The organism is Lactobacillus corticis (genome assembly GCF_018327645.1).
Classification (GTDB): domain Bacteria; phylum Bacillota; class Bacilli; order Lactobacillales; family Lactobacillaceae; genus Lactobacillus; species Lactobacillus corticis.
Genome location: NZ_BMAY01000001.1, coordinates 40,868 through 54,525, shown reverse-complemented (window position 1 = coordinate 54,525; position 13,658 = coordinate 40,868). Strand labels below are relative to the sequence as shown.

The 13,658-nt window shown below is 36.9% G+C and carries 12 protein-coding genes; all 12 read left to right on the top strand.

Annotation, left to right across the window (positions count from 1 at the left end; genetic code table 11):
- The first annotated feature begins 18 nt into the window (after positions 1–18).
- Positions 19–1,035 (top strand): glycosyltransferase, encoded by a 1,017-nt coding sequence (locus KI210_RS00230; RefSeq protein ID WP_212779882.1) that lies wholly within the window; start codon positions 19–21, stop codon positions 1,033–1,035.
- A 113-nt stretch (positions 1,036–1,148) separates the two neighbouring features.
- Positions 1,149–2,321: a MerR family transcriptional regulator gene (locus KI210_RS00225; protein WP_212779881.1), complete on the top strand. Its 1,173-nt coding sequence runs from the start codon at positions 1,149–1,151 to the stop codon at positions 2,319–2,321.
- A gap of 3 nt (positions 2,322–2,324) precedes the next feature.
- On the top strand, positions 2,325–4,058 hold the full coding sequence (locus KI210_RS00220) for an RNA-directed DNA polymerase (protein ID WP_212779880.1): 1,734 nt from the start codon (positions 2,325–2,327) through the stop codon (positions 4,056–4,058).
- A gap of 493 nt (positions 4,059–4,551) precedes the next feature.
- The gene (gene rfbB, locus KI210_RS00215) at positions 4,552–5,589 is read left to right on the top strand and encodes a dTDP-glucose 4,6-dehydratase (RefSeq protein WP_212779879.1); all 1,038 of its coding nucleotides are present in this window, start codon (positions 4,552–4,554) and stop codon (positions 5,587–5,589) included.
- Between the two features lie 6 nt (positions 5,590–5,595).
- Positions 5,596–6,480 carry a glucose-1-phosphate thymidylyltransferase RfbA gene (gene rfbA, locus KI210_RS00210; protein ID WP_212779878.1) on the top strand — a complete coding sequence of 295 codons (885 nt, stop codon included), beginning with the start codon at positions 5,596–5,598 and terminating at the stop codon, positions 6,478–6,480.
- Positions 6,481–6,506: 26 nt separating this feature from the next.
- Positions 6,507–7,115: a dTDP-4-dehydrorhamnose 3,5-epimerase gene (rfbC, locus tag KI210_RS00205; protein ID WP_212779877.1), complete on the top strand. Its 609-nt coding sequence runs from the start codon at positions 6,507–6,509 to the stop codon at positions 7,113–7,115.
- A gap of 16 nt (positions 7,116–7,131) precedes the next feature.
- The gene (gene rfbD / locus KI210_RS00200) at positions 7,132–8,118 is read left to right on the top strand and encodes a dTDP-4-dehydrorhamnose reductase (protein WP_212779876.1); all 987 of its coding nucleotides are present in this window, start codon (positions 7,132–7,134) and stop codon (positions 8,116–8,118) included.
- A 354-nt stretch (positions 8,119–8,472) separates the two neighbouring features.
- A complete protein-coding gene (locus KI210_RS00195; protein ID WP_212779875.1) occupies positions 8,473–9,756 on the top strand; it encodes an extracellular solute-binding protein in 1,284 nt (427 codons plus the stop codon).
- Positions 9,757–9,939: 183 nt separating this feature from the next.
- Positions 9,940–10,773, top strand: a complete 834-nt coding sequence (locus KI210_RS00190; protein ID WP_212779874.1) for an ABC transporter permease — start codon at positions 9,940–9,942, stop codon at positions 10,771–10,773.
- Positions 10,763–11,557 (top strand): ABC transporter permease, encoded by a 795-nt coding sequence (locus KI210_RS00185; RefSeq protein ID WP_212779873.1) that lies wholly within the window; start codon positions 10,763–10,765, stop codon positions 11,555–11,557. Before KI210_RS00190 ends, KI210_RS00185 begins: the two co-directional genes overlap by 11 nt.
- A gap of 3 nt (positions 11,558–11,560) precedes the next feature.
- Positions 11,561–12,598, top strand: a complete 1,038-nt coding sequence (locus KI210_RS00180; RefSeq protein ID WP_212779872.1) for an ABC transporter ATP-binding protein — start codon at positions 11,561–11,563, stop codon at positions 12,596–12,598.
- Between the two features lie 12 nt (positions 12,599–12,610).
- Positions 12,611–13,654, top strand: a complete 1,044-nt coding sequence (locus KI210_RS00175) for an ABC transporter substrate-binding protein (protein WP_212779871.1) — start codon at positions 12,611–12,613, stop codon at positions 13,652–13,654.
- The last annotated feature ends 4 nt before the right edge of the window (positions 13,655–13,658 follow it).

Sequence of the window (13,658 nt, the reverse complement as noted above, 5' to 3'; positions counted from 1 at the left end):
TTAGATAAGTGGATGAAAATGGGAAAATATATAGTAACCTACATAAGTTCTGTAAAGAATACTGCTGGACCTAAGGCAAAAGAGGATGTTGTTTATTTCTTAAAAAACGATAAAGCTGTTAATGAAATTCGAGTAAATTTAAACTTGGATTCTAAAATAGATAAACTTAAGCATACACTCTTTGTTTTGCCCAAATTATTTAAAGGCAAGCAAATTGATGAACTAATTATTCAATACCCGATCAACTCACAAAAAATCTTTTCCAAGCTTTTATCTGAATACCGAAAAACAAATAAAGATGGGAAAATTATTTATGTGATTCACGATGTCGAGTCTCTACGTACATTTCGGGGTGATACCGAATTTTACAAGAAAGAGATCGGATATTTCAATTCTGCTGATGGGATTATTGCTCATAATGATTCCATGAAAAAATGGATGGAGGATAATGGTGTTACGACACCGATAGTATCATTAGGAGTATTTGATTATCTGAATCCTCAACCAATCAATGAAAAATATCAATACGAGAAATCAGTTTGTTTTGCTGGTAATCTTTTTAAAGCTGACTTTTTAAGTAAGGTAAACTGGGAAGATTTATCTCTGCATGTTTTTGGACCAAATCCAAAGGATAATTTTGGAAAAGCCGTGAAGTATGAGGGAGTTCATACTCCTGAAGAATTGCCAAAGTATCTGGATTATAATTTTGGGCTGATTTGGGATGGTACTAGCATCGACACTTGTAATGGAGTTTTAGGCGAATACTTAAAGTATAATGATCCACACAAGGCCTCCCTTTATTTAAGTTCTGGAATCCCAGTCGTTGTATGGGATAAAGCAGCTATAGCAAAATATATTAAGGATAATAATCTTGGCTTAACAATTTCAAGCTTATCCGAGTTACCACAAGCAATAGATGCGATTTCGGAAAAAGAATATAAAGAAATGAAAGAAAATACTGTTGAGTTAGCCAAAAAATTACGTAAAGGCGAAATGATAATTTCAGCTTTAGATAAAATCGAAAGTGAAATTTAAACCACAAAATAAACATAGCGAGCAGACCAAAAAGTTTATTCTTGATATCTGCTCTTTTTTGTTATACCGATTCAAGATGGTTAGTGTGGTATTTATATTGATAGAGGCACCTTTTGAATAAATTTTATACTAGTGGCCAGTTCGCTGAAAAAGCACACGTTTCAATTCGAACCATTCGATATTACGATCAAAAAGAGATTTTAAAACCAACAGTGCGGACTGAGGGCGGAGATCGTCGCTACTCAGAACAAGATTTTGCAAAATTGCAGCAAATTTTATTGTTAAAATATCTGGGTTTTTCCTTGAAAGACATCAGAGAAATGACTATTGCCTCAGGGGATACCCAGTTCCTGTTAAACTCGCTTCAGATGCAGAAGAGATTAGTTGAAGAACGAGTTGAGCGGATGAAAAATGTTATCACAGCGATTGACTCAACTAGTGAGGCCTTAGAGCACGAAAAGAAAGTCGATTGGAGCAAGATGATGGACTTGATTCACTTAACTGCAATGGATCAATCACTCAGTTTGCAATATAAAAATGCTACTAACATTTCGGCAAGAATCAAACTTCATAGGGATTATTCGGTCAATAAAGAAGGCTGGTTTAATTGGTTGTTCCGACATTTGAATTTAAAACCAGGGATGAAGATTCTAGAACTAGGCGCTGGTAGCGGGACTTTATGGTCTCAGAATCTAAATAAGGTGCCTGAGAACACCACGGTAATTCTTTCTGATATATCAAAAGGTATTTTGCTTGATGCGAAGAAAGACATTGGTTCTCATCCTGGATTTCAATATTCCGTTTTTGATGCGCAAAATATTCCTTTTTCAGATAATACTTTTGATTTAGTAATTGCGAATCACATGCTCTTTTACTGTGAGGATCTGACGAAAACTTTGAAAGAAGTGCAGCGCGTGCTTAAACCTGGGGCAGCTTTTTTCTGCAGCACATATTCTAAGGAGCACATGCATGAAATTACTGATTTAGTTCAAAGTTTTGATTCTAATATTGTACTTTCCTCAGTCAATTTGTATGAACGCTTTGGGCTAGATAACGGTGAAAAGATACTTACCCCATTTTTCGATGATATCCATTGTTGTAAATATCACGATGCGATTGAGATTTCAGAAGCGGCACCAATTATTTCATATATTCTTTCGTGTCATGGAAATCAGAATGAGGTTTTGTTGAACCACTATCAAGAGTTCAAGCAATTTGTGGAAGGTAAAGTGAAGAATGGATTCCACATAACAAAAGATGCAGGGTATTTTGTCGGGAGGAAATAGATAATGAATGACCATACTCCAATAGATGAAAAGGAGTTTTACAATAATATTATCACTTGGACAAACTTGTTAAAAATGGGATATTTTGATTTTCAGGAATTTAATCACGTATATAAATATGACGATTCTTATGGCAAAACGGATGTAATATATCCTGGATATTTTAACTTGAAAAATTTGGTAAATAATCGAGACCTCTTAAATAAAATTGAATCAGATTTTGAGTTTTTTGAGGGTAGTGGTGCAATCAAGACAAACGTGTTTAATGATGCTTCTAAAAGGAACTTCAAATTTTCAGGAACTACCCCTATTTTGTTCACAATCCCAAAAGATGACAATGCTAGACGTCCGCTGAAATTTGCTAATCTATACTCATATTGTCTATTGATCAAAGTAGTTATGTGTAATAAAGAAGCTATTATTGATGCCTTGATTTCAGATAAAGAAAGTACGTCTAGGTTTTTTGGATATTCACCTTATGCCTATCAAAATACCAAGTCAATTGCGGATAGACTATTAATAGGACATAAATTCTTTTTTAAAATGGATTTTGCTAACTTTTATCATACTTTTTATACTCATGCAATTCCATGGATCTTGTTGGGGAAAAAAGATGCGAAGGATTTCAGAAACGATGGGCAAAGATTTGCCAATTTATTAGATCATGCAATAAGGAGTCAGCAGAATGATGAAACTCATGGACTTCCAACTGGGAGTTTGTTAACTAGAATAATTGTAGAATATTGCATGTCAAAAGTTGATGGTGAAATAAGGAAAGCACTTGCTGATACTAATGTAACTTTCAACAGATATGTTGACGATATTACATTTGGTTATGAAAAAAAGGAAGAACTAGTGAAGATAAATAAGGTTATGCAGAAGATAGCCCAAAAATATGGTTTTTATCTTAATGATAAAAAAACTAGTGAAACAACTTTTGCCAAAATTAATGAAAATTCAAATTTAATAGGCTTTTTTGATGATTTGAGTAAATCTATTTTGTTAGATCAACAGAAGTATGCTTTAAAAGAAGAAGGGGATGTTTCCGATACCTTATTAGATTTGCTTTTTAAAGTTAATAAGTATGATATCAAGGACGAATATGAAAAATTTTACATTACTCTTAACAATGAAATCTTAACCGAGAAAAAAGGAGCTGCCAAATTATCTTTTCGGGTCCTCATGTTTTTTATTGATAACGTCAAAAACAATCAATCCTTTAGGAATAAGTTAGATGATCCATTGTATAAAGTGTTATATGCTTTAATTGAAAAGGACGATAAAATCAATAATGAAATACAAGGTAGCTTCATAGATAAGATGTTGCAGCTTGCCATTTCTGATTCTAGATTGATGCTCCCATTTATTCAATTGTTGGATGTAATTCAAAAAAAGGAGAATCAACTTGAAGATAATTTAGTAACAAATTATCTTAAATGGTATATAGAAAATCTAGGTCTTGGAACGTCCAATAATAAAGATAATTTACTACAACAAAAATTGTACTTCGATATAAAGAATAATTTACATCAAGAAGCTTATTCACTTTTGTTATTATTCGCTAAATTAGATATCAGACTATCGAATAATATCCGAAACAAAATATATGAATTGATAGAAAATGCAGATAACGATCTTTCCTTGGATGACTTCACTTTACTGTTCTTTGTAAATGATTTTATAAGGCTGGAACCAGAATTGAGTGTTAAAGATAAGAATCGTTTTTTGATATGGTAGATAATTTGCTAGCCGTATCTGAAACAAAGAAAAGTTTTATTTCAGAACATTGGTTATTAAGATATGAAATATTGTATAGGTACAGAACGAACAACATTTTTAAAACAGATATTAATCAATACTATAGGGGAAAGAAGAAAAAGACTATGAATTACGACTTTTTTATGAGCAAGTCAAAGTGTGGCGAAAGAAAACAAAATGAAGATTATGTCAATTGCTTCTTTTCTATGTTATTAGAAGAGAATGTTAGTTTCACAAATTTTAATGATTAAAAGTGTGAATTTAAGATTATCGGTCCATCTACATTAGGGTAATTAGTGACATATAAATCTACGGTTGGCAATTTGTGGCTCAATTATACTGATTTAGGGGAGAATTTTATTTAATTAAACTATTTTGCTTTTTGAAACAAAATAGTTTTTATTTTCTCTTGAAAGTGACGTTACGTAATGTTGTACTCTAATAAAGAATGTTTAATTAAGCGGAGGTTATTATGAAGGTTATTGTTACCGGTGGTGCCGGCTTTATCGGCTCCAACTTTGTATTCTACATGCTCAAGAAGCACCCAGATTACCAAATTATTTGTTTGGATAAATTGACTTATGCAGGCAACTTGTCAACTCTTAAGGACGTTATGGACAAGCCTAACTTTAAGTTTGTTAAGTTAGACATCTGCGACCGTGAAGGTGTTTACAAGTTATTTGAAGAAGAAAAGCCTGACGTTGTAGTTAACTTTGCTGCTGAAAGTCACGTTGACCGTTCTATCGAAAATCCAGAAATTTTCTTAGAAATTAACATTATCGGTACTTCAGTATTGATGGATGCATGTCGCAAATACGGTATCAAACGTTTCCACCAAGTTTCAACTGACGAAGTTTATGGAGACTTGCCATTGGACCGTCCAGATTTGTACTTCCACGAAGACACGCCTCTTCATACCTCAAGTCCTTACTCATCAAGCAAGGCTAGTGCCGACTTGTTGGTTGGTGCTTACGGCAGAACTTACAACTTGCCAGTTACTATTTCACGTTGCTCAAACAACTACGGTCCTTACCAATTCCCTGAAAAGCTTATTCCTTTGATGATTCAACGAGCATTAAATGATGAAAAGCTGCCAGTTTACGGTGACGGTAAGAACGTACGTGACTGGTTGTACGTTGAAGACCACTGCAAGGCAATTGATTTAATCCTTGAAAATGGTAAACCTGGTGAAGTTTACAACATTGGTGGTCACAACGAAATGCACAACATCGACATCGTTAAGTTGATTTGTGACTACTTAGATAAGCCTTACTCATTGATCGAACACGTAACTGACCGTAAGGGTCACGACCGTCGTTACGCTATCGATCCTGACAAGATTCACAGTGAACTTGGCTGGCTTCCAGAAACAATGTTTAAAGATGGTATCAAGAAGACCATTCAATGGTACTTGGATAACAAGGAATGGTGGGAAAACATTATTTCTGGCGATTACCAAAATTACTATGAAGAAATGTATGGTAACAAGAAAGTTTTAGACAAGGACTAATCGAACATGAAGGGTATTATCTTAGCAGGTGGGTCAGGTACTCGCCTTTATCCATTAACTCTGGTTACAAGTAAGCAATTATTGCCAGTTTACGACAAACCAATGATTTACTACCCATTGTCAACCTTGATGCTGGCTGGTATTAAGGACATTTTAGTTATCTCAACACCAGCTGACACTCCAAGATTTAAGGAGTTGCTTGGTGATGGTTCTCAATTCGGCATTAAGTTAAGCTATAAGGTTCAACCATCCCCAGATGGTTTGGCTCAAGCATTCACTTTGGGCGAAGACTTTATTAACGGTGAGCCATGTGCCATGATCTTGGGTGATAACATTTACTACGGTAACGGTTTGACGGATCTTCTTAAGAATGCTGCTGAAGATGCACAAAAGGGGAAGGCCACTGTCTTTGGTTACTACGTAAATGACCCAGAACGTTTTGGTGTGGTTGACTTTGATCAGGATGGCAATGCTGTTTCAATTGAAGAAAAGCCTGAACATCCAAAGAGCAACTATGCTGTAACTGGTTTATACTTTTACCCAGCTGGTGTCAGCGAAAAGGCTGCACAAGTTAAGCCAAGTGCTCGTGGTGAAGTCGAAATTACGACTTTGAACGACATGTACTTACAAGATGGCAATTTGGGCGTACAATTATTAGGACGTGGCTATGCATGGCTTGACACTGGTACGATGCAAAGCTTGGTAGATGCTTCAAATTACGTAAAGATGGTCGAAGAGCGTCAAGGCGTTTCAGTTTCTGCACCAGAAGAGATTGCCTTTATTCATAATTGGATTGATAAGGAGCAATTGCTGGAGGCTGCTAAGAAATACGGTAAGAGTCCTTACGGCAAGCATCTGAAGTCTGTTGCTGAAGGTAAGTTGCGCTATTAATTAGTTTTGTTAGGAAGAAGATAACAATGGGACAAATTAAAGTTGAAAAGAATGTCGGCGGTATCGAAGGTTTGGCAGTTATTACGCCAACTGTTCACGGGGATGACCGTGGTTACTTCATGGAAACCTACAACGAAAATGACATGAAGGAAGCCGGCTTCGACATTAACTTCGTACAAGATAACCAATCTAGTTCAACTAAGGGTGTTCTGCGTGGTTTGCACTTCCAAAAGCACTTCCCACAATGCAAGTTAGTTCGTGCAGTGCGTGGTGACGTTTTTGACGTTGCAGTAGACCTTAGAAGTGACTCAAAGACTTACGGCAAGTGGTATGGTGTGGAATTGACGGCAGAAAACAAGAAGCAATTCTTGATTCCAGAAGGCTTTGCTCATGGGTTCTTAGTATTGAGTGATGAAGCGGAATTCTGCTACAAGGTAAACGACTTCTGGCACCCTAACGATGAAGGAGGCATGGCTTGGAATGACCCTGAAATTGGTATTAAGTGGCCACATGTTACTGGTTCATACCCTGGCAATGCCGACGCTAGTGGTTATGCTTTAGACGACGGTACTAAGCTTACTTTATCTGACCGTGACCAAAAATGGTTAGGTTTAAAGGATACTTTCAAGTTTTAAATTGTGAGGTAAACTGATGAAGGTTTTTGTTACTGGCGTTAATGGTCAATTAGGCCATGACGTGATGAATGAACTGGATAGACGAGGCTATGAGGGCGTCGGTTCCGACTTAAAACCTGAATATGCTGGCGTAGCTGATGGTAGTGCTGTTACTAAGGCACCATACGTAGGTCTGGATATTACTGATGCAGAAGCGGTAAAAATGGCGATTAAGGAAGTCAATCCAGATGTTATCGTCCACTGTGCTGCTTGGACTGCCGTTGATATGGCAGAAGATGATGATAAAGTAGCAGCTGTACGCAGAGTTAATGTTGGTGGTACCCAAAATATTGCCAATGTTGCTAAGGAACTTGACGTACCAATGGTTTACTTGTCAACTGATTATGTCTTCGATGGTCAAGGTACTAAGCCATGGGAACCTGACTTCAAGGGTTACAAGCCTTTGAATGTATATGGAGAAACTAAGCTCGGTGGTGAAAAAGCTGTTGCCGAGACTTTAGACAAGTATTTCATTGTCAGAATTGCCTGGGTGTTTGGTGTTAATGGTTCCAACTTTATTAAGACAATGCTCAAAGTTGGTGCCAGCCATGATGAAGTTAAGGTTGTTAACGACCAAGTCGGGACGCCAACCTATACTTTTGACCTGGCAAGACTCTTAGTTGATATGATTGAAACTGATAAGTATGGTTACTACCATGCAACTAATGCAGAATTGCCAGAAACTTCAACCGGCTATGACGAAAATGGTACTAAGACTGGTTACATTTCTTGGTATGACTTTACCAAGGAAATCTATCGTCAAGCTGGTTACAAGACTAAGGTTACTCCAGTTACGACTGCTGAGTATGGCTTGTCAAAGGCAGTGAGACCATTTAATTCACGTCTTGACAAGAGCAAGTTGGAAGAAAAGGGCTTCAAGCCACTTCCAACTTGGTCAGACGCAGTACGTCGCTACTTGGAAATTTTGAAGAAGCAAGGCTTCTTTGACGAATTAAAGAAGTAACTTAATTCGTTGAAACTCATTTTTTATCCTACTCATACAGAATAGACAGCTTCATTAGTGTGCTGTCTATTTTTATTGCATTTTATTGAAGAAATATGTTTGCAAATACGTTATACTACTAATAGGGATTTTTCATGTTTAAATACCCTAACGACTATGCCGGCGAGAGCTGGCTTTTTTTATTCAGAATACTCAAAACACACGGCTAATAACCATGTGTTTTTTTGCGGTTATGTGCCAATAACCGGTTGAGCAATACCGTGATATTTTTTCTTTCTTGCCGCACAACCTTTTCTTCCCTTAGCGAAATTAAACATGATAAAATACAATAAGTGTGTGTTTAAGGAGGAAAATATGCGTATCAAGAAAATGATGGGCGTACTTGCTGCAGCTGGGTTAGCCGTGCTGTTAGCAGGTTGCTCAAACGGTCAGAGTGAAAGCTCAACTAAGATTCCAACCAAGATTACCAAGAAGACCACAATCACTTTTTGGAACGGGATGGTTGGCCCGTTGCAAACGGAATTGAAGAGCTTAACTAAGGAATTCGAAAAGGAAAATCCTAACATCCAAGTTAAGCTCCAATACCAAGGAACTTATGAAGATATCAGATCTAAGGTATTGAGCACTTTGCAATCACCAAAGGATCTGCCGACGATCGCTCAGTCATACGCTGGCTACATGTACACTCCAGCTACTGGTGGCTACTTGCAAGATTTGACCCCTTACATCAAGAACTCCAAGGTTGGTTGGGGTAGCGTGAAGAATGCTAAGATCAATCCAGTTTTGCTCAAGGGTGCGCAAGTAGAAGGCAAGCAATACGGGCTGCCTTTCAACAAGTCAGTTGAAGTTTTGTACTACAACAAGACTTTATTGAAGAAGTACAACTTGCCAGTGCCAAAGACGATGGCACAATTGAAGTCAGTTGCGCAAAAGATTTACCAAAAGACTAACCACAAGGTTGTGGGGGCTGGTTTTGATAACTTGTCTGCTTACTACGCAAACGGTATGCGGGATGCTGGATATGAATTTAACCAAAAGATCAACTTCTCCGGCAAGGCTTCTACGAACTTGATTAATTACTATGCTACTGGGATTAAGAGCGGCTACTTCATGATTGCCGGATCTCAGAAGTATTTGTCAGTGCCTTTTGCTAGTGGCAAGGTGGCAATGTATGTTTCATCTAGTGCAGGCGAAAGCTACGTTAAGCAAGGCTTGAACAAGAAGTTTGAGTACGGCATTGCCAACCGTCCTTCGAAGTACAACATGCCAAGAGGGGCCGACATCTACATGTTCAAGAATGCTACGGCGATGCAAAAAGCAGCTGCCTTCAAGTACATGAAGTTCTTAGTTTCTAAGTCTTCACAATTGAAGTGGGCTACGGCAACTGGTTATGTGCCAGTTAACGAGGATGCTTTAAAGGATCCTAAGTACACTAAGAGTACAAGCGTGAAGTCACCAGCCATTGTTGGCGAAGCGATGAAGCACATGTACACGATTCCGGCTACGAAGAACTCAGAATATACTTTCAGAGACACGAGTGCGATTATGGAAAATATCCTGTCGCAAGTTAAGAAGAAGAGTTTGAAGAGCTTGATTCAACAAGGTAAGAACCAATTCGATAAGGACTGGAACCAATAGAATAGTTAAAGAAAACCGCTCAGGGATTTGGCCTGGGCGGTTTTTTGTTACAAATTTAAAGAAAAAACGAATGAAACAATTTCTGGCAAATGAAAATATTCGCATTTTCTATTGACATAATACGAACGTTTACGATATCATCTAATAGAAACGTTGGTGAGATGATTTAAGGAGAAGATATTAATGAGGGCAAATAATGGCAAATATTTATTATTACCAGCACTGATTAGTGTTGCTTTATTTACCTTTTATCCAATCATTCAAATTGCACTACCGACAATAAAGGATTTTAGCACTTTTAAGGACCTATATGGCAGTTTCTTTACCAGCACCTATAATGTTCGCGTTTTAGGAAGAACCTTCCTTATTGCGGTAATTACTACATTTATTGTGTTGCTGATTGGATTACCTGTAAGTTTGTGGATAGCACGACAAAAGAAGAATTTGAGACAAGTTTTGAGCATTTTGATTCTATTTCCGATGCTGACTAATGCGGTGGTTCGGAACTTTGCTTGGATTATTATCTTAGGCCGTGACGGGATAGTAAACAAACTATTAATGGCAATCGGAATTATTTCTAAACCTGCTTCAATTTTATATACAAATACTTCGATTGTTATTGGTTCTGTTTATCTGTTCTTGCCAATAATGATTACCTCTTTGATTGGTAGCATATCCGAGTTGAATATTGAGGTAGAAGAAGCTGCTGCAGTTTTAGGTAGCAATCCATTTAGCACCCTAATTCGGGTAATATTACCACAATTAACCACTGGGTTACTGACAGGAGCCATACTGGTATTTGCTGGTACAATGACGGCATATACCACTCCACAGATATTAGGAGGGAATAAACATTTAGTGATGTCTACTCTTATATATCAGCAGGCAATGACCTTGGGTAATTGGAATTCTGCTAGTGCAATAGCTTTAATTTTGATCTTGGTATCAGCACTATCAATGATTCTTATGAAAAAGGGAGTAAAACTGCTTGATAGGAGGCCAGATAATGCTAACTAGTAAGAATAAAGTTTTAACATGCATTGCGATCATTTTCTTGATCTTGCTCATGCTTCCTCTAGTTTTAGTTGTTGTTACTTCATTCAATACTGCAAATTCCATATCCCTACCGATTCAAGGTTTTACTTTGAATTGGTATAAAAACATACTTAGTCAACCAGACTTTATTGATGGCTTTATTGCGAGTTTAGAAGTTGCCATAATAGCTAGTTTATTAGCACTGGTAGTTGGAGTATTAGCTGTATACGGATTAACTCGTTCAAACATTCATCACACAAGTGCTTTTCAGTCATTCTTTTTGAGTCCAACGCTGATTCCTGAAATAGTAATTGGGTTTGCGCTTTATCAGTCAGTGATTGTTGGTCTTCATTTACCAGTTTTTATTGGCTTGATAATAGGTCACTTTTTACTGTGTTTGCCTTATGTAATTAGACTGGTTACGGCAGGAATGCTTATGTTGGATCGACACATTGAAGAGGCTGCCTGGATATCTGGTTGTTCAGCAAAAAAGACTTTCTTTTTAGTGGTTTTACCCAATATTAAAGCAAGCATTATAGCAGCGTTCATGATGTGTTTTATTAATTCATTTAACAATATTCCAATTTCCTTATTTATGAATGGGCCAGAGTTAACGCTTTTGCCACAAGCCATTATGAATTACTTACAAAATAACTATGACCCTACTGTTTCAGCAATTTCTGTGGTCCTGATGGTATTTACAGGGGTATTAATGATACTGGTTGAAAAGTTTATTGGGGTTAATGAATTGACAGGTGGAAAATAATTTATGGCGGAATTAGAAGTTAAACAACTTTCCAAGAGTTTTGATGGTAAGGCCAAGGTGTTGAAAGATATTTCTTTCACAATTAAGGATGGTGAATTCGTTTCAATTTTAGGATCCTCAGGGTGTGGGAAAACTACTACTTTAAGAATTATTGCTGGATTACTAGATCAAACCTCTGGTCAAGTTATTATAGATGGACAGGATATTAGCAAGGTCCCTGTCCATAAGAGAAATTTCGGCATGGTTTTTCAAAGCTACGCTCTTTTCCCACACTTAACGGTATTCCAGAATGTAGCTTTCGGCTTGAAGATGAGAAAACTGGCTACAAATGAAATAAATGAGCGAGTGAAGGAGATCCTTAATTTAACAGGTCTAGGTGAACTGGCTCAAAGATATCCAGCAGAATTATCAGGAGGGCAACAACAAAGAGTATCCTTAGCAAGAGCACTTGTGACTAAACCACGGTTACTGTTAATGGATGAGCCTCTGAGTAACCTAGATGCAAAACTGCGAGTGAAAATGCGGGAAGAAATACGTCGTTTACAAAAGCAACTTAAATTAACAGTTGTTTTTGTAACCCATGATCAGCAGGAATGTTTTGCTATCTCAGACAGAGTCTTAATTATGAATGCTGGAAAAATTGAACAATTTGATACTCCAGAAAATATCTTTCATCATCCAAAAAGTAAATTTGTAGCCAACTTTATTGGCTATGAAAACTTTATCAATATTGGAGAAAAGGTTGATGAGCGGACTTTCAAGACTAATGACCTTATCTTGAAAACAAACGAAGAACTTAGACAGGCGGAAGTAACTACAATACGTCCAGAAAATGTGCAAATTGTAGATGAACCTGATAGAGAAAATACATTAAGGGGTGAAATAATTTCGAGTGAATATTTAGGACAAAGTTTTAGTTACCTGGTAAGAACTGTTATTGGAAATATTTATGTGGAAGAAGCAAGACATGCTCCGAGATCTGAAAATGATCAAATTGTTTTGGAGCTTCCAGTCAAGCATTTACATGTTTTGTATAGATAATGAGGAGAAAAAATGCGTTTTAAGAAAATAACAACTTTAGCAATCGGTGTTTTGGCATCTGTATCATTATTAGCGGCTTGTTCGAATTCGTCTTCATCAAATTTGACAGTATCAACTTTTGGCCTTTCAACCAAACAAATGAGAAGGGACGTACTCAATCCTTTTGCTAAAAAGAACGATGTTAAGGTTAAAACTCAATTTGGCGATAGTTCAACGCGATTAACCCAAATTGAACATAATTCAAATTCTGGTGTTGATGTCGTTGAATTAGCCCAAAATAATGCTGTTACGGGACAAAAGAAGGGATTGTTTAAGAAACTTGACTTTTCAAAGCTGAAAAATTATAAATACCTTTCCGCTTCAGAAAAGAAATTAGCCAAGGAAACCAATTCTATCCCTTATACTGTTAACAGTCTGGGCATAATTTATAATCCGAAAAAGGTAAAAATTAATGATTGGAAGGACTTATGGTCTTCAAAATTAAAGGGGAAGATTGCTATCCCAGACATCACAACAACTTTTGGTCCAGCTATGTTGTATATCGCTGGTGATTACGCTGGTACAGCTGTTACCAAAGATGGCGGGACGGTTGCGTTTAAGGCCTTAAAGCAATTAAAACCAAATGTAGTAAAGACCTATACTCAAAGTTCAGATTTAAGCAATATGTTTAAGACTGGTGAAATTTCTGTTGCCGTGGTTGGTGACTATGCTGTAGGCATGCTCCAAAGTACCAACAAAGGATTGAAATATTTTGTACCAAACTCAGGAACATATGCAAACTACGACAATGTTTCTATTTTGAAGAATAGTAAGAATACAGAAGCAGCCTACAAGTATATTGACTACCGGTTGAGTAAATCAGTTCAAAAGAAAGTGGCTGGTGCTAATTCTTTAAATAATGCTCCGGTAAATAGCCAAGTAAAATTATCTTCAGAAGAAGCTGCAAACAAGACTTACGGTTCTGTTGCTAAACGTGCCAAAACTATTAATTTCTTCTATGTAAATAATCACATTTCAAAGTGGATTACTAAGTGGAACAAGATAATGAATCAATAATAAC